This window comes from Rathayibacter sp. AY1H3, from assembly GCF_002932015.1.
Genome location: NZ_PSUU01000010.1, coordinates 19,124 through 34,700, shown reverse-complemented (window position 1 = coordinate 34,700; position 15,577 = coordinate 19,124). Strand labels below are relative to the sequence as shown.

Sequence of the window (15,577 nt, the reverse complement as noted above, 5' to 3'; positions counted from 1 at the left end):
CTCCTACGGGACGACGACGGTCTTGATGCAGCCGTCGAGCTTGGACGAGAACAGGTGGTACCCCTCGGCGATGTGCTCGAGCGGGATGCGGTGCGTGATCAGGTCGCTGGGCGTGATGTGCCCGGCCCGGATGTGCTCGAACAGGCGCGGCCACTGCCGGGTGACGGGGGCCTGGTTCATCCGCAGGGTGAGGCCCTTGTTGACGGCGTCGCCGAACTTGACGGCGCTCGCGAGCGGACCGTAGGCGCCCATCACCGAGACGGTCCCGCCCTTGCGGACGCCGTCGATCGCCCAGTTGAGCGCGATCGGCGAGCCGCCCTGCAGCTTGAGCTTGGCGCCGGTGACGTGCTGGAGGAGGTCCCCGTCGGCCTCCGCCCCGACCGCGTCGATCACGACGTCGGCGCCGAGACCGCCGGTGGTCTTCTTGAGGGTGACGATGAGGTCGTCCTCCTCGGTGTAGTCGATGGTCTCCGCGAAGGCGAACTCGCGGGCCTTGGCGAGGCGGTAGTCGATCTGGTCGACGACGATGACGCGGCCGGCGCCCATCAGCCAGGCGGAGCGCGCGGCGGCCAGGCCGACCGGTCCGGCTCCGAGCACCACGACCGTGTCGCCCTCGACGATGTCGCCGAGCTGCGCGCCGAAGTAGCCGGTCGAGAAGGCGTCGGTGAGCATCAGGGCGTCCTCGTGCGGCAGCCACTCGGGGATCCTCGTCGGGCCCACGTCGGCGAACGGGACGCGCACGTACTCCGCCTGCCCGCCGTCGTAGCCGCCTGCCGAGTGCGAGTAGCCGTAGATGCCGCCGATCGCGGTGGCGTTCGGATTCACGTTGTGGCAGTTGGAGTAGAGGCCGCGGGAGCAGAACCAGCAGGAACCGCAGTAGATGGTGAAGGGGACCATCACCGTGTCGCCGACGCTGAGGTTCTCCACCGACGAGCCGACCTCGTCGACCACGCCGATGAACTCGTGGCCGAAGGTGTGGCCGATCCGGGTGTCCGGGAGCAGCCCGTGGTAGAGGTGCAGATCGGATCCGCAGATCGCCGCCATCGTCACCCGGACGATCGCGTCGTTCGGGTGCTCGATCCTCGGCCGGTCCTTCTCCTCCACGCGGACCTTGTAGGGGCCCCGGTAGACCATCGCGCGCATGCCGCCTCCTGTGTCGTCGTCCCTTCAGCGTGCGTCGTGCTCCCGCCGGTCCTCCAGGGGGTTGCGCGCGGGGCCCGGGATCCCGAGCGCCCGTCCCTCCGCTGTCCTCTCCTCCCTCTCCGCGAGATGCCGTGCGGGTACGCGGCACACCGCAGGAGGCGCACCGCAGCGGCATCTCGTGGAGAGGAGACGGGCACGGCACAGGCTCAGCCGCGGACGTAGGATCGACTCCATGCCGCAGATACGGATCAGGGACGCCGCCGCAGCGCTCGGCGTGAGCGACGACACGCTGCGGCGCTGGATCGAGAACGGGACGCTCGAGAGCGCGAAGGACGCGTCCGGGAGACGCGTCGTCGACGGCCTCGAGGTCGCCCGGCTCGCCCGCGCGAACGCCGTGCTGCCGGAGGATCCGTCCCCGGTCGCGCGCTCGGCCCGCAACCGCTTCGTCGGGATCGTCACCGGCATCGTGATGGACACCGTGATGGCGCAGGTCGAGCTGCAGTGCGGTCCGCACCGCGTGGTCTCGCTGATGAGCAGCGAGGCGGTCCGCGAGCTCGGGCTCGAGCCCGGGTCTCCCGCGGTGGCGGTGGTCAAGGCGACCACGGTCATCGTCGAGACGCCGCTCGCCCGCGGCTGATGCGCACCGGGTCCGGCCTGCCGCGCTGGGTCGTGGCCGTCGCCGCGCTCGGCGCCCTGCTGGTGCTGCTCCCGCTCGTCGCGATCCTCGCCCGCGTCGACTGGCCGCAGTTCCTGCCGCTGATCACCTCCGACTCCTCCGTCGCCGCGCTCCTGCTGAGCCTGCGCACCTCCGCCGTCGCGACCCTGCTGTGCCTGCTGCTCGGCACCCCGATGGCCCTCGTGCTCGCCCGCACGGCCTTCCCCGGCCAGCGCCTGCTCCGCTCGCTGGTGCTGCTGCCGCTGGTGCTCCCGCCGGTGGTCGGCGGGCTGGCGCTGCTCTTCACCTTCGGGCGGATGGGCCTCCTCGGCGGCGCGCTGGAGGCCCTCGGCGTCCGCATCGCGTTCTCGACCACCGCCGTCGTGATCGCGCAGACCTTCGTGGCCCTGCCGTTCCTGGTGCTGACGCTCGAGGGCGCGCTGCGGAGCGCCGGCGCGCGGTACGAGTCGGTCGCCGCGACGCTCGGCGCGTCCCCCGGGACGGTGCTCCGGCGGATCACGCTGCCGCTGATCCTGCCGGGCCTCGCCTCGGGCGCGATCCTCTCGTTCGCGCGGGCGCTCGGCGAGTTCGGGGCGACGCTGACCTTCGCCGGCAGCCTCGAGGGCACGACGCGCACCCTCCCGCTCGAGATCTACCTGCAGCGCGAGAGCGATCCGGACGCGGCGGTCGCCCTCGCGCTGGTGCTCGTGGTGGTCGCGGTGCTCGTGATCGGTCTCGCGCACGGGCGCTCCGCCCGGGGGGTGCCGCGGTGAGCCTGCTGCTGGAGGCGCGGCTCGCGGCGCGCGGGATCGATGTGCGGATCGACGTGGCCGAGGGCGAGACGATCGCGCTGCTCGGGCCCAACGGCGCGGGCAAGTCGACCGTGCTCGAGCTGATCGCCGGCCTCGTCCGCGCCGACTCCGGGCGGGCGACCGCCGACGGCGAGCTGCTCTTCGGCGACCGCCGGTGGACTCCTCCGCACCGGCGCCCCGTCGCCCTGCTGGCGCAGGATCCGCTGCTGTTCCCGCACCTCAGCGTGCGCGAGAACGCGGCGTTCGGTCCGCGCAGCGCCGGCGCCGGACGGGCGCGGTCCCTCGAGCGGGCCGAGCGCGAGCTGGCCGCAGCGGGCGTGGCCGACCTGGCCGACCGGCGCCCGGGGAGCCTCTCCGGCGGCCAGGCTCAGCGGGTCGCCCTCGCCCGGGCCCTCGCGACCGACCCGCGCCTCCTGCTGCTCGACGAGCCGCTGGCCGCGGTCGACGCCCGGACCGCCCCGGTCCTCCGCCGGATGCTCCGCGAGGTGCTCGCCGACCGCTCGGCGATCGTGGTCACCCACGACGTGCTCGACGCCTGGACCCTCGCCGACCGGGTTCTGGTGCTGCACGGCGGCCGTGTGGTCGAGGAGGGGCCGACCGCCCGCGTCCTCACGCGCCCGCGCACCGCGTTCACCGCCGAGCTCGCCGGGCTCGAACTGCTTGAGGGCGTCCGCACCGCGACGGGTCTGCGCACCGCCGGCGGGCACGAGCTGTCCGGAGTCGCGGCCGAGCCGGTCGCGGTCGGCGCCGCGGTGCTCGCCGCGGTCCGTCCCTCCGCCTTCTCCGTCGGAGAGGGAGGCCTCCGCGCCGTGATCACCGATGTGGAGCAGCGGGGAGACGCGGTGCGGGTGCGCAGCGCGCTCCTGACCGCCGACGTCCCGGCGGCCGACGCGGCGCGCCTCGACCTCGCGCCCGGCCGCGAGGCAGGCTTCACCGTCGCTCCGCAGGATCTGCTGATCTACCCGGCGTGAGGGGCGGGCACGAGGAGACGGCTCGCCATCCGGCATGAATCCGTCCCTCGGACCGCCCTGTGCTCGACGCGAGGGACGGCGGGAGCGCCCGTCCCGTTACTCCGCCCCGCCGCCGTCCGCGCCGGACAGCGGGAGCCGCGCCCGCAGCCGCGCCCCCGCCAGCACGGGCGAGTCCGAGAGCTCCAACGAGCCCCCGTAGACCGCGAGCTGCCGCTCCAGCCGCGCCAGGCCCGAGCGCGTCGACCCCTCGACGAGTCCGCGGCCGTCGTCGTCGAGGGTGAGCACCACGACGCCCGCCTCCTCGTCGCCGCGCACCCGCAGCGAGGAGGCGCCGCCGTGCTTCAGCGCGTTGGTGACCGCCTCCTCCAGGAACCGGACCAGGAGCATCCGCTGGTCGAGCGGTGGCTCGGCGCCCTCGGCGGCGAGCGCCGGGATGCGGCCGAGGTCGAGGTCGACGGCGATCTCGGGAGGGAGGCGCGCGACGAGGTCGCGGACGGCGGGCACCAGGCCGTGGTCGATCTCGACCGGGTAGAGGGCGTGGCCGACCGCGCGCACCTCGTCCTCGCGGAGCCGGTCGAGCCGGGCGGCGATGGCGAGCAGCCGCTCCGAGGCCGCCTCGTCGGATGCGCTCGCGACCGCGTGCAGCTCGGCGGTCAGCACCACGAGTCCGTTCTGGAGGCCGCCGTGCAGGCTCTGCGCGACGTCGCGCCGCACCCGCAGCTCCTCCCGCTGCAGGGCCTGCACCGCCTCGAGCGCCTGCACGGAGGCGCGGGCGTGCTCCCGCTCCTTCTCGCGCACGCGCCGTGCCGCGCGCACGAGCAGGTAGCCGTAGGCGGTGATCAGCGCGATCACCGTGGATCCGACGACCAGCTCGACCGCGAGAGCGGGGAGTGCCGAGAGCGGGTAGACGCCGGTCAGCACCTGGAGGCAGCAGCGGACGAGTCCCATCCCCACGGCGATGACCGCCGTCCGGGCCACGCGGGCGCCGCCGGTCGAGCGCTCGGGGCGCAGCACCGCGACCAGGGCGATCGCGAGCCCGATCGTCGACACGTTGACCAGGACGCGCGTCGTCACGTCGAGCAGCGGCCCCGGATCGACGCTCCGCAGCGTCCGCGACAGCATCCCGAGCGCGAAGACGGCCTGGAGCGCGGCCAGCAGCGAGAGGACGCCGCCGAGGAGGGCCATCGCTCCGAGGACGATGCGGTTGTCCTCGCGCGTGTCGCTCGGGCCGGCGCTCATCCGGTGTGCTCGAGGAAGAGGAGCGTCGCGTCGACCCGCGGGTTGCGCTCGCCGTCCGACCGCACGCCGAGGCCCGCGTAGACGGCGTTGACGTGGTTGTCGACCGAGCGGACCGCGATGCCGAGGCGCTCGCCGATCGCGGCGTTGGTCAGCCCCGATGCGAGACCCGAGAGCACCTCGTACTGGCGCGGGCTCAGCGCGGCGACCGGGGAGTCGCGGCGGGCCGCGCGGGCGGCGACCAGCGCCGGATCGAGCACGGTGCGGCCGTCCGCCGTCGCGCGGACGGAGGCGAGCAGCGCGGGGGCGGAGAGGAGGAGGTCTTCGAGAGGTAGCTCCAGCCGCGGGCCTCGGCGCGGTCGAGGCGGAGGAAGCGGTGCATCGCGTCGACGGCCGAGAGCAGGACGATGCCCAGCCCCGGCGCGGTGGACCGCAGCCGGCGCCCGAGCTCGATGCCGTCCCCGTCGCCGAGCTCGATGTCGAGGATCGCCACGTCGAGCTCCGCGGGCCGCAGCACCGACCGCGCCTCCGTGGCGGATCCGGCCTCCACGACGCTCCGCACGCCCGGCACCGCGCGCAGCAGCGACGACAGCATGTGCCGGTAGAGGGGCTGGTCGTCGACGACGGCCAGCCTGAGCTCCGGAACGCCCCCCACGGATGTCATCCGCCCATCTTCACCCATGCTCCGGAGGTCGAGGCGTCCCTCGACCGGGGGTCACCGCGCGAGGATCCGCGTCGGCTCGCGGGCGGCGGCGGGCGCCTGCCCCGTGAGCGGGGGGATCAGGAGTGACGGGGCGGGGTCGATGAGGCGGGTGCGGAGGGGCGTGGGGTGGGCTCCGGGAAGGGCGGTGAGGAGCAGAGCCGCACGCCGCTCCTGTTCGCCCGCCGCGCTGCTCAGGACAGCCGGACGCCCGTCAGCGCGAGGCCCGCGGCGGCCGCCGCGACGGCGAGCGCCGCCGTGCCGACGCCGTACCCCAGGCCGGCCCGGCGAGCGTCGCGACCGGCACGACGCCCAACGGGGGCAGTGCGGCGCCGATCGCGGCGCGGGCAGCCGTGCCGACGGCTCCGCCCGCCGCGACGAGGAGGATCGCGGAGGGGCGCAGGTGGAGGGGTCGCGTCACTCCGCGAGGTCCCAGGGCGCCGGGCGCGACGGGTCGCGGTCGGCGCGCGGGACGACGAGCACGGGGCGGTGCTGACGGTGCGCGAGGTGGGCGGCGACGCTCCCGCTGAGGAACTCGGCGATGCTCGCGAGCACGCCCGCGTCGCGGGTGCCGACCACGATCATCCGCGCGTCGACCTCCTCGGCGACCTCGGCGAGCGCCAGGGCGGGCTCGCCCCGCGCCGCGCGCAGCGACCACTGCACGGTGCTGCCGTCCAGCTCGTGCTCGACCGTCTCGCGGAGCCCGGGCGGGAGGGACGGGCCCTCGCCGCGGTCGGCCGCGGCGCCGACGAAGCCGAGCGGGATGCCGCCGGTCATCGGATCGACGTACTCGCCGACGAGGTACGGATCGGCCGAGACCGACACGAGCAGCAGGGCGGCTCCGGCGTCGGCGGCGACGCGGGCGGCGGTGCGCAGGATCTCGGGTCGCTGGCCGTCGACGATGCCGACGAGGACGGGCCCGGTGGGGGTGGGTGCGGTCATGAGGAGCTCCTTCCCGGTTGCGCCCCATCCTGGCACCGCACGGGCGCGAGCGGTCGGAGCATCCGTGCCGGATCCGTCGTGATCGTTCCGTTATGCGCGGGCCTCGGGCTAGAGTGGCTCGTCGCCGGATCCCCACCGGCCCCCGACCCCCCGTCATCACCGTCATCCGAGGAGAACGCACGCGTGTCGAAGCCAGGCATTCCCACCCCTGAGGAGAGTGCCGGCACCCCGACCACTGCACCCCTGACCCGGCGCGAGGCCCGCGAGGCCGAGCGCCGTGCGGCCCGGGCCGAGGCGGAGACGGGCGCGGCGACCGCCGGTGCCGCGGTCGAGGGCAGCGGATCGGACGACTCCGCCGCTTCCGCAGGCGCTGGCGACTCTGCGCCCACCGCCGTCGACGCCGCAACGGCCGTGGCGACCGCTCCGACCGTCTCGGTCGAGGTCCCCGCCGTCGCCTCCCCCGCCTCCCGGTCGATCCCGGCCTCTCCGCGTCGCGCGTCCGCCTCCCGCCCCGTCGCTCCCCGCGCCGCCGAGCCCGCCCGAGCCCGTGGCCTCAGCCGCCGCGCCCTGGCCTTCGGCACCTTCTCGGTGGTCGGCGGCCTCTTCGCCACGGCCGCGATCCCCGCGTACGGCGCCCGCAGCTCCTCCGCCACCGCGACCGGCCGCGCCGCCGCGAACCGGGTCGGCCTCCAGAACCTCACCGTCTCCTCCGACGCCGCCGGCCAGACCGCCGTCCGCGACGCCTTCGCCGCACCGACCCAGGCGCAGCTCGACGAGGCCAGCCGCCAGGCGGCCGTGCTCTCCGGATCCAACGGCGGCGAGTTCTCGACCGTGCAGACCCGCGCGGTCGGCGACGACTACCCGTGGCCCTACGAGACCATCGACGACGACGGCGGCGGACTCTCGCCCCTCGGCTACTACTACCGCGAGTGCGTCGACTTCGTGGCCTGGCGCCTCAACCGCGACGCCGGCCGCACCTCCGCGCCGTGGAAGTACACGTGGGGCAACATCACCCCGCTCGGCGGCAGCGCCTACGAGTGGCCGGACAACTGGGCCGCGAAGGGCTGGGCGACCAGCAGCGTCCCGATCGTCGGCTGCGTCGCGTGGTGGACCTACAACCACGTCTCCTACGTGCAGAAGGTCAACGACGACGGCACCGTGCTCCTCGAGGAGTACAACTACGGCGGCAAGCACAGCTACGTGACCCGCACCTTCCCCACCGCGCAGGTCCCGCTCTTCCTGTACCCGCCGGTCCTGTAGGCGGCCTGTTCCCGTCGCGCCTCGGCGGGCGGAGCGTCGCGATCCGTCCCCAGCGCACGCCGACGGGCGAGGGGGTGCGATCCCGCGTCAGGCGAGCGCGGCGAGGAGGATCGCGAAGGCGGGCGTCGTCGGATCGACGAGCGCCATGTGGTCGGCGTCGGCGAGCTCGTGCAGCTGCACGGCGGGGTGCCGGTCGGCGTATCGGCGGCTGTAGGCGTCGGGGACGTCCTCGTCGAGTACGCCGTGGATCAGCGTGGTCGGCTGCGGCGGCGCCGGCAGCTGCGCGGGGTCGGCGCCCGGGAGCAGCGCGAGGTCGCCGCCGAGGAGCTCCCCCACGGCGTCGTCGCTGAGGCGGTCGGCGGAGGCGGCGGCCAGGTCGAGCACGCCCGCCAGTGCCACCACAGCGGCGACGTGCGGCGACGGACGGGCGGCCTGCGACCAGACGGCGAGGTGGCCGCCGGCGGAGTGGCCGACGAGGGCGACCGGTCCGGCGCCGGGCAGCAGTGCCGGGAGCGCCGCGAGCACGGCCAGGACGTCGTCGCCGGCGCCCGGCCAGCCGCCTCCCGGGTCGCCCGTGCGCCGGTACTCGGGGAGGAGCACGTCGTGCCCGCGGTCGGCCAGTGCCGCCGCGAGCGGCCGGGCGTGCCGCCGGTCCCACCGCGCCCGCCAGAACCCGCCGTGCACGAGCACGACCGGCCGGCGCGCCTCGCCGGGCGCCCCGCGGAAGACGTCCGCGATCTGCTCCGGAGCCTCCCCGTACCGGCGCACCTCGTCCGGCTCGCGCCCCTCCGACTGCTGCATCCCCCCAGTACCTCCCCGCGGGACGCCACGTCGGTGCGCCCGGCACGGCGTGTCGCGTACCGGATCGGCATCCCGCGGAGAGGGAGGGGACCGCGTCAGGACTCGAACCAGCCCCGGGGGTGGTGGTCGGCCGTGAGGGGCGTGCGCGGCCGGGTCGGGCGGGCCCAGCGGACGGCGTTCGCCAGCACGCGCCGGATGTCCGGGTGGTGGTAGACGGGGTAGTCCTGGTCGCCGGGCGAGAAGTAGAAGACCTTCCCGAGGCCGCGGGTGTAGGTCACGCCGGAGCGGAACACCTCGCCGCCGGTGAACGTCGACAGGAACACCGTCTCCTCCGGCACCGGGATGTCGAAGTACTCGCCGTACATCTCCTGCTCGGGGATGATCAGCGGGCTGGGCACGCCCTCGGCGATCGGATGCGTGGGCGCGATCGTCCAGACGAGCTCGCGGTCGCGGTCGTTGCGCCACTTCAGCGAGCAGGTCGTGCCCATGAGCGCCTTGAAGATCGACGAGTAGTGGCCCGAGTGCAGGACCAGGATCCCCATCCCCTCCTGCACGTGTCGCAGAACCCGCTGGACGACCTCGTCCGACACCTCCTCGTGCGCGATGTGCCCCCACCACAGCAGCACGTCCGTCGTCGCGAGCGCCTCCTCGGTGAGCCCGTGCTCGGGCTCGGGGAGCGTCGCGGTGCGCACCGAGACGGCGTCGCCGAGCGACTCCGCGAGCCCGTCCGCGATGACGCGGTGGATGCCGTCCGGGTAGTGGCGCAGCACGGTCTCGTCGCCGCGGGTCTCGTGGCGGAACTCGTTCCAGACGAGGACCTCGATCGGGGCGCTCATGCGACCGCCACCTCCTGCTTCTCGGCGGCGGAGCGGTAGATCGCGTCGACCACCCGGCTGCGGTGCAGCGCGTACTCGCCGTAGTGGCCGGAGTAGCGGGGGCCGCCCGCGGGCGCGTCGGCTCCCGAGGCGATCGCCTCCAGGAACTCGGCGATGACCGAGCGGTGGTGCCCGGCGGGGACCTTCACGTCGGGGTGCGAGACGGTCGGCGCTCCGGCGACCTCGGAGTAGAGCGTCAGAGTCCCCTCCGTGGCGTAGCCGGCGATGTGGAGGCGCGCGCCCCCGGCCGAGCCGAGCAGCTCGACCTCGATGTCCTCGTCGACCTTCGAGTAGCTGGCCCAGGAGGCGTCGAGCTGGAGCGAGCGGCCGTTGTCGAGGCGCAGCAGGGCGCTCGAGAAGTCCTCCACCTCGAACGCGTGCGTGCCGGTGGCGGCGACGCCGTGCGGGCGCCCTCCGCGGCCGGAGCGGCCGATCTCGCCGTACGCGACCGCCGAGACGCTGGTCACGCGCGGCTCGTCGAGCAGGTGCAGCGCGATGTCGAGCACGTGGGAGCCGAGGTCGATCAGCGGGCCGCCGCCGGCGAGCTCCTTGCTGGTGAACCAGGAGCCGATGCCGGGGATGCCGGTGCGCCGCTGCCAGCTCGCGCGGGCGTGGTAGACGTCGCCGAGCGGCGCGTCGTCGAGGTAGTCGCGGAGGAAGGCGACGTCGGCGCGGCGGCGGTGGTTGTAGGCGATCTCGAGCACGCGGTCGTTCGCGCGGGCGGCCTCGACCATCTCGGCCGCCAGCTCGGCGGTGGTGGCGAGCGGCTTCTCGCAGAAGACGTGCTTGCCGCTCGCGAGCGCGGCCACGGCGATCGGGTGGTGCAGGTGGTTCGGGACTCCGATGGAGACGACGTCGAGGTCGTCGCGGGCGACGAGGTCCTCCCAGTCGGCGTACAGGTCGGGGACGCCGCGGGTCGCGCCGAGTTCGTGCAGGCGCGCCTCCTCCTGGCCGGCGAGCGCGACGACGCGGGCGCCGGGCAGGGACTGGAAGGCGTCGAGGTGGGTGGTGCCGGCGAAGCCGAGGCCGACGACCCCCACGCGCAGCTCAGTGGTGTTCTCTGTCATGCGCCGAGCCTACTCGAATCGATTCGAGCACTCCATTGGCGGTGCGGCTTCCCGGAGCATCCGGCAGGCCGGCTTCAGGCCGCGAGGCGCGCCTCGAGCGCGGCGAGCGACGCGCGCAGGGCCGGCGCCTCGAGGGCGTCGCCGTCGGCGGCGGCGTGCGCGGCGGCGAACGCCTGGACCTGGCGGTGCAGCTCGACGCGGGTCCCGCCGCGGGCGACGACCGCGAGCCGCTCGGCGAGGCGCACGCCGGCGCGGACGACGAGCGGCTGCTCCATCGCGTACGAGCGCAGCGCGAGGAACACGTCGGCCAGCAGCTCGCCCGCTCGGGGCCACGGGACGACCAGGCGGACGACTCCGTCGGCGTCGGAGTAGCGGCCGCGCGCCTCCGGCCGGCCGCAGAGGTCGACGAGCGCGCTGGTCAGGGCCTCGACGGCGCCGACCGCGGTGTACGGGTCGTTGGTGCCGGTCGCGAGCCCGCGGACTCCGATCTCGACCACCTGCTGGACGGCGTAGCGGAGGTCCTGGTGCGGGGTGCGCGCGTCGGCGACGACGACCGCGGCGACCGCCTCCTCCTGGGCGACGGACCCCTCCAGGACCTCGAGCACCGGGTCGCCGACGAGGACGTGGTCGCCGGGCAGCGCGAGCACCCGGAGCCGCGTGTCGCCGCGGCGGGCCAGGGCGACCAGCCGCTCGACCTCGAGCTGCTCGACGTAGCCCCCGCGCACCGCACACAGCACGACCGGCTCGCGCCCCGCCGGCGGCAGGGCCTCCTCCGCGAGCAGGGCCTCCTCCGCGTCCACCGGCTCCTCACCGTCCTCCGGATGCAGTCGCTCGATCACGTCGACGAGCTCGCCGAGCACCCGCTGCTGCAGCGTCGTCACCTGCACCGACAGCGCGATGTGGTGGATGAAGTAGACGAGCACCGCGACGTCGCCCACCGCGAGCAGCACCGAGAACGAGACGGCCACCACCGGCACGAACGTCAGCGACGCGTCCTCCTCGGTGTGCACCGCGCGCAGCACGATCAGCGAGTACAGGAACGTGGACGTGAGCACCGCCAGGACGACCTGGTTGCCGCGGTCGGCCATGAAGTTGCGGACCAGCCGGGGCCCGTAGGCGGAGGACGTGGTCGCCAGCACCGAGATCGTGATCGAGAACGAGGTCGCGGCGACGCCCAGCATCGTCCCGCCGATCGCCGAGAGGATCGCCCGGCCGCCGGTCGGCGACAGGTCCTCGATCAGGGGGATGTCGCTGACGCCGGCGCGGACCAGCAGATGGTCGACCTCGACCAGCCCCAGCGCCAGCCCGACGGCGAGGACGCCGAACAGGGCCGGGAGGAACCAGAAGGATTCGCGGAGGTGGAGGAGCCGGGAGCGCATCCTCGAAGGCTAGAGCGGCGCCTCCTCGCGGGCTGCGCCGCCGCGGAGGCTTGCGCGCCGGGCCGGGACGTGCCGCGGTGCCTGCCGCGGAGGCGACGTCGCGTCAGGGCCGTCCGCACTGCGGGGGCGTCGTCGCGACGGACGCCGGACGCACCGGAGGCGCCGACCCCCGGGGATCGGCGCCTCCGCAGGGCGTCAGGTGACGTTGATGAGCGTGCGCTGCCAGCCGGAGGATCCGTCGGGCGCGACCGGCGCGCGGTCCTCGATCTGGACCATGCCGTTCTTGTCGACCGCGCGGACCGCGACGTAGTGCGAGCCGGGCTGGGCGTCCCAGTCGACGAACCACTGCACCCAGGTGTCGAGGTTGACCGGGGTCGAGAGCGTCGCCTCCTGCCAGTCGCCGTTGTCGATGCTCACCTCGACCTTCTCGATGCCGATGCTCTGCGCCCAGGCGACGCCCGCGATCTTGAGAGCGCCCGAGGTGACGGGGACGCCGATCCGCGGGGTGTCGATCCTCGAGGACATCTTGATGGGGGCCTCGGCGGAGTAGCCGCGCGGGGTCCAGTAGGCCTGGTCGGCCTCGAAGGTGGTGACCTTGAGCTCGGTGAGCCACTTGGTGGCCGAGACGTAGCCGTAGAGGCCGGGCACGATCATCCGCACCGGGAAGCCGTGCTCGAACGGGAGGGGCTCGCCGTTCATGCCGACGGCGAGGATCGCGTCGAGGTTCTCGTCCGTGACCGCGGTGATCGGGGTGGACGCCGTGTAGCCGTCGCTGCTGGTCGAGAGGAGCATGTCGGCTCCGCTCTGCACGCCGGCCATCTTCAGCACGTCGCGCAGGGGGACGCCGAGCCACTTGGCGTTGCCGACGAGGTTGCCGCCGACCTGGTTCGAGACGCAGGTGAGGGTGATGCCGTACTCGTCGAGGCCCATGTCGAAGATCTGCTGGAGGTTCAGCGTCACCTCGCGGTCGACCATGCCGGTGATCTTCAGCGACCAGGCCGACGGGTCCAGGTTGGGCACGGTGAGGGCGGTGTCGACGCGGTAGAAGTCGGCGTTCGGCGTGTAGAGCGGGGTGATGCCCTCGATGTCGAGCTCGGCGCCCGCGGGGACCGAGACGGTGCTGCGCGGGGACGGCAGGCGCAGGGCGTCGCGGACACCGGCGAGGGAGGAGGTCGCCGCGTTGACCAGGCGGGCACCGGTGCCGACGACTGCCGCGCCGACGGCGGAGATCAGCGCGATGCGGAAGAAGCCGCGGCGCTCGAGGGCGCCCGGACGGGCCTCGGAGGATGTTCCCCTGGCCTCCGAGGCCCGGGCCGCACGCCAGCCGCGCAGGCGCGTGAAGAGGAGGTGCATGACGACGACGGCGACGACGAGTCCGACCAGCGTGGGCACCGCAGCGAGCGGCGACGCTCCGGTGCGGGTCACGATGGCGGCGATCGAGAGGCCGCCGGCGATCACGAGCAGCACCTGGCCGAGCGGCGGGCGGACCAGCTGGAGCACTCCGGCGATCGCGGCGGCGACGACGACCGCGGCGCCCACGCTGCCGAGCAGGAAGGTCTTGTCGTTCTCGCCGAACGTCTCGATCGCGAACTCCTTGAGCGGGCGCGGGACGATGTCGACGATGAAGGCGCCGAGCGCGAGCACGGGGCTCGCGGTGCGGGCGACCGCGAGGGCGATGAGCTCGGCGACGGCGAGGAGGACTCCGCCCGTGACGATGCCCGCGAGGGCGGCGAGCAGGAAGTAGAGAGCTCGATGCTCGCGCACGGGTGCCGCTGTCTGGTTCATGGAGGAGAGTTTTCTCCCGCGACCTGCCGTTTCCCAGGGTGTCCCTGGTTTGGTCGTGTAGGCGCCTTTTTCATAACGAACAGGTAACGCACAGCGGCGGCATCTCGACGGGATCACCTCTCGCTCGGCCCGCCGCCGGGCCTCACCGCGCGCGACGCCCCCGCCGGAGGACCGCCGCGTTCGCGGTGACGATGAGGGCGATGCCGATCCATCCGGCCGCGCCGACGTCCTGCCCGAGCACGACCGCGCCGATGAGGGCGGCCAGGACGGGGTTGGCGCTCATGAGCGTCCCGAACACGCCCGCCGGGAGCCTCCGGAGCGCGATCACGTCGGCCACGAACGGGACGGCCGTCGCCAGGACGCCGGCGCCGACCGCCAGGAGCACGGTGCCCGCGTCGGGGCGCGTCGAGACGAGCGTCCAGACGGCGACGGGCAGGAAGACGGCGGCGGAGATCCCGGTCGCCGTGGCGGTCCCCTGCGCTCCGGGCAGACGGAGTCCGATGATCCGGTTGAGCAGGATGTACGCGGCCCAGCAGCACGCGGCCGCGAGACCGAGCGTGATCCCCAGCTGGTCGGACGAGGGCCTCGGCCCGGCGATCGCGAGGACGCCCGCTCCGGCGACGAGGGCGCAGAGCGCGCTGGTCCTGCTCCGGGAGCCGAGGAGCGCGACCGCCAGCGGCCCGCAGAACTCCAGGGTCACCGCCAGCCCCAGCCCGATGCGGTCGATGGCCGCGTAGAGCGTGAGGTTCATCGCTCCGAACACCACGGCGAGGAGCAGGACGGGCCACCACTGCGCGCGGGTCAGGTCGCGGATCCGCGGCCGCACGACCGGGAGGAGGATCAGCGCGGCGACGATCTGCCGGACGGCGACCACTCCGACGGATCCCAGGACCGGGAAGGCCAGAGTCCCGGAGGCCGCCCCGAGCTGATTCGAGAGGGCGCTCGCGAGGGCGGTCGCGACGCCGACGGTCCGGCCGTCGCCGGGGAGCTGCTTCGTCATGCCGGAAGTCTGCGAGCCGTCCGGCCCCGGCTCACAATGCATCACCGGTCCGATCGATGCGGGAACCGCATGAATAGGATGCGGTCATGGAACTGGAACTGCGCCACCTCCGGTCGTTCGTCGGCGTCGTGGACGCCGGGACCTTCACCGACGCGGGGATCGACCTCGGCATCTCCCAGACGGCGGTCTCCCGCAACGTCGCGGCGCTCGAGTCCGTCCTCGGACGAAGGCTCCTCCACCGGACGACCCGCAGCGTCGAGCTCGCGCCGGCGGGCGAGCGGGTGCTGCGGCACGCCCGCCGCGTCCTGGCCGTCGTCGACGACCTTCGCGAGGAGGCGGCGGCCGGGACGGACACGATCCGGATCGGGTACGCCTGGTCGGCTCTCGGCGAGCACACCCAGGAGTTCCAGCGCCGCTGGGCCGCGGCGCTCCCCCGCCACGAGCTGCAGCTGATCCGCTCCAACACCCCCACCGCGGGGCTCGCCGAGGGCCTCAGCGATCTGGCGATCCTCCGGCGCGGATCCCCGGCTGCGGACGTCGAGTCGGCTCTGATCGGCACCGAGAAGCGCTACTGCGCGCTGTCCGTCGACGACCCGCTCGCCGTGAAGCGCACGGTCACCCTCGCCCAGGTGGCGACCGCTCCGCTGGCGCTCGACGACCGGACCGGGAGCACCCGGCTCGACCTCTGGCCCGAGCACGACCGGCCGCGGATCACCGTCCCGACGACCGACGTCGACGACTGGCTCACGGTGATCAGCAGCGGCTCCGCCCGCGGAGTGACCGCGGAATCGACGGTGAGCCAGTACCGACGGCAGGGCCTCGCCTACCGGGTCGTCCGCGACGCCCCGCCGGTCCCCGTGCACGCCGCGTGGATCCGGAGCGACCCGCCGCCCGTCCTGGGCGACGTCATCGGGCTGCTCCAGGGCCTCTACCGCACCTCCGACTGACGAC

The 15,577-nt window shown here is 74.2% G+C and carries 17 protein-coding genes; 5 read left to right on the top strand and 12 right to left on the bottom strand.

Going from position 1 to position 15,577, the window contains the following annotated elements; translation table 11 throughout:
• Positions 1-3 precede the first annotated feature (3 nt).
• Positions 4-1,143 carry a zinc-dependent alcohol dehydrogenase gene (locus tag C5C33_RS05860; RefSeq protein WP_104260652.1) on the bottom strand — a complete coding sequence of 380 codons (1,140 nt, stop codon included), beginning with the start codon at positions 1,141-1,143 and terminating at the stop codon, positions 4-6.
• A 232-nt stretch (positions 1,144-1,375) separates the two neighbouring features.
• On the opposite strand from C5C33_RS05860, the gene C5C33_RS05855 reads away from it, so the two are divergent.
• The 3 genes from C5C33_RS05855 to C5C33_RS05845 are packed head-to-tail and all read left to right on the top strand — an operon-like array spanning position 1,376 to position 3,581.
• Complete coding sequence (locus tag C5C33_RS05855) at positions 1,376-1,780, top strand: molybdopterin-binding protein (RefSeq protein WP_104222447.1); 405 nt, start codon at positions 1,376-1,378, stop codon at positions 1,778-1,780.
• A complete protein-coding gene (locus C5C33_RS05850; RefSeq protein ID WP_104260651.1) occupies positions 1,780-2,571 on the top strand; it encodes an ABC transporter permease in 792 nt (263 codons plus the stop codon). Before C5C33_RS05855 ends, C5C33_RS05850 begins: the two co-directional genes overlap by 1 nt.
• Positions 2,568-3,581: a sulfate/molybdate ABC transporter ATP-binding protein gene (locus C5C33_RS05845; protein WP_104260650.1), complete on the top strand. Its 1,014-nt coding sequence runs from the start codon at positions 2,568-2,570 to the stop codon at positions 3,579-3,581. The genes C5C33_RS05850 and C5C33_RS05845 overlap by 4 nt, the downstream gene beginning before the upstream one ends.
• Positions 3,582-3,677: 96 nt before the next feature.
• Here the strand turns inward: C5C33_RS05845 and C5C33_RS05840 are convergent, their stop codons facing one another.
• From C5C33_RS05840 to C5C33_RS18195, 5 genes are all read right to left on the bottom strand, one after another.
• A complete protein-coding gene (locus C5C33_RS05840) occupies positions 3,678-4,820 on the bottom strand; it encodes a sensor histidine kinase (RefSeq protein WP_104260649.1) in 1,143 nt (380 codons plus the stop codon).
• Positions 4,817-5,077 carry a helix-turn-helix transcriptional regulator gene (locus C5C33_RS18950; RefSeq protein WP_258063275.1) on the bottom strand — a complete coding sequence of 87 codons (261 nt, stop codon included), beginning with the start codon at positions 5,075-5,077 and terminating at the stop codon, positions 4,817-4,819. The genes C5C33_RS05840 and C5C33_RS18950 overlap by 4 nt, the downstream gene beginning before the upstream one ends.
• Positions 5,014-5,481, bottom strand: a complete 468-nt coding sequence (locus tag C5C33_RS05835; RefSeq protein WP_258063276.1) for a response regulator transcription factor — start codon at positions 5,479-5,481, stop codon at positions 5,014-5,016. Before C5C33_RS05835 ends, C5C33_RS18950 begins: the two co-directional genes overlap by 64 nt.
• A gap of 250 nt (positions 5,482-5,731) precedes the next feature.
• Positions 5,732-5,938: a hypothetical protein gene (locus C5C33_RS05830; RefSeq protein WP_104260648.1), complete on the bottom strand. Its 207-nt coding sequence runs from the start codon at positions 5,936-5,938 to the stop codon at positions 5,732-5,734.
• A complete protein-coding gene (locus C5C33_RS18195; protein WP_146085751.1) occupies positions 5,935-6,459 on the bottom strand; it encodes a universal stress protein in 525 nt (174 codons plus the stop codon). Before C5C33_RS18195 ends, C5C33_RS05830 begins: the two co-directional genes overlap by 4 nt.
• Positions 6,460-6,642: 183 nt before the next feature.
• On the opposite strand from C5C33_RS18195, the gene C5C33_RS05825 reads away from it, so the two are divergent.
• Complete coding sequence (locus tag C5C33_RS05825; RefSeq protein WP_181136196.1) at positions 6,643-7,719, top strand: CHAP domain-containing protein; 1,077 nt, start codon at positions 6,643-6,645, stop codon at positions 7,717-7,719.
• 87 nt (positions 7,720-7,806) lie between these two features.
• Here the strand turns inward: C5C33_RS05825 and C5C33_RS05820 are convergent, their stop codons facing one another.
• The 6 genes from C5C33_RS05820 to C5C33_RS05795 form a co-directional block, all read right to left on the bottom strand.
• Complete coding sequence (locus tag C5C33_RS05820) at positions 7,807-8,520, bottom strand: alpha/beta hydrolase (protein ID WP_104260646.1); 714 nt, start codon at positions 8,518-8,520, stop codon at positions 7,807-7,809.
• A 95-nt stretch (positions 8,521-8,615) separates the two neighbouring features.
• Entirely contained in the window at positions 8,616-9,356 is a 741-nt protein-coding gene (locus C5C33_RS05815) for a ThuA domain-containing protein (RefSeq protein ID WP_104226581.1), read from the bottom strand.
• The gene (locus C5C33_RS05810) at positions 9,353-10,462 is read right to left on the bottom strand and encodes a Gfo/Idh/MocA family protein (RefSeq protein WP_104260645.1); all 1,110 of its coding nucleotides are present in this window, start codon (positions 10,460-10,462) and stop codon (positions 9,353-9,355) included. The genes C5C33_RS05815 and C5C33_RS05810 overlap by 4 nt, the downstream gene beginning before the upstream one ends.
• A 74-nt stretch (positions 10,463-10,536) precedes the next feature.
• The gene (locus C5C33_RS05805) at positions 10,537-11,841 is read right to left on the bottom strand and encodes a DUF2254 domain-containing protein (RefSeq protein ID WP_104260644.1); all 1,305 of its coding nucleotides are present in this window, start codon (positions 11,839-11,841) and stop codon (positions 10,537-10,539) included.
• Between the two features lie 195 nt (positions 11,842-12,036).
• Positions 12,037-13,626 carry a molybdopterin-dependent oxidoreductase gene (locus C5C33_RS05800; protein ID WP_104226578.1) on the bottom strand — a complete coding sequence of 530 codons (1,590 nt, stop codon included), beginning with the start codon at positions 13,624-13,626 and terminating at the stop codon, positions 12,037-12,039.
• Between the two features lie 142 nt (positions 13,627-13,768).
• Complete coding sequence (locus tag C5C33_RS05795; protein WP_104260643.1) at positions 13,769-14,626, bottom strand: DMT family transporter; 858 nt, start codon at positions 14,624-14,626, stop codon at positions 13,769-13,771.
• Between the two features lie 86 nt (positions 14,627-14,712).
• Between C5C33_RS05795 and C5C33_RS05790 the strand changes: the two genes are divergently transcribed.
• Positions 14,713-15,573, top strand: coding sequence for a LysR family transcriptional regulator (locus C5C33_RS05790; protein WP_104260642.1), 861 nt, complete (start codon positions 14,713-14,715; stop codon positions 15,571-15,573).
• Positions 15,574-15,577 lie beyond the last annotated feature (4 nt).

Coding starts and splice junctions, on each gene's coding strand:
- C5C33_RS05840 (WP_104260649.1), bottom strand. CDS start 4,820: ATGAGCGCCGGCCCGAGCGACACGCGCGAGGACAACCGCATCGTCCTC.
- C5C33_RS05810 (WP_104260645.1), bottom strand. CDS start 10,462: ATGACAGAGAACACCACTGAGCTGCGCGTGGGGGTCGTCGGCCTCGGC.
- C5C33_RS18195 (WP_146085751.1), bottom strand. CDS start 6,459: ATGACCGCACCCACCCCCACCGGGCCCGTCCTCGTCGGCATCGTCGAC.
- C5C33_RS05815 (WP_104226581.1), bottom strand. CDS start 9,356: ATGAGCGCCCCGATCGAGGTCCTCGTCTGGAACGAGTTCCGCCACGAG.
- C5C33_RS05850 (WP_104260651.1), top strand. CDS start 1,780: ATGCGCACCGGGTCCGGCCTGCCGCGCTGGGTCGTGGCCGTCGCCGCG.
- C5C33_RS05795 (WP_104260643.1), bottom strand. CDS start 14,626: ATGACGAAGCAGCTCCCCGGCGACGGCCGGACCGTCGGCGTCGCGACC.
- C5C33_RS05835 (WP_258063276.1), bottom strand. CDS start 5,481: ATGACATCCGTGGGGGGCGTTCCGGAGCTCAGGCTGGCCGTCGTCGAC.
- C5C33_RS05790 (WP_104260642.1), top strand. CDS start 14,713: ATGGAACTGGAACTGCGCCACCTCCGGTCGTTCGTCGGCGTCGTGGAC.
- C5C33_RS05860 (WP_104260652.1), bottom strand. CDS start 1,143: ATGCGCGCGATGGTCTACCGGGGCCCCTACAAGGTCCGCGTGGAGGAG.
- C5C33_RS05855 (WP_104222447.1), top strand. CDS start 1,376: ATGCCGCAGATACGGATCAGGGACGCCGCCGCAGCGCTCGGCGTGAGC.
- C5C33_RS05805 (WP_104260644.1), bottom strand. CDS start 11,841: ATGCGCTCCCGGCTCCTCCACCTCCGCGAATCCTTCTGGTTCCTCCCG.
- C5C33_RS05820 (WP_104260646.1), bottom strand. CDS start 8,520: ATGCAGCAGTCGGAGGGGCGCGAGCCGGACGAGGTGCGCCGGTACGGG.
- C5C33_RS05800 (WP_104226578.1), bottom strand. CDS start 13,626: ATGAACCAGACAGCGGCACCCGTGCGCGAGCATCGAGCTCTCTACTTC.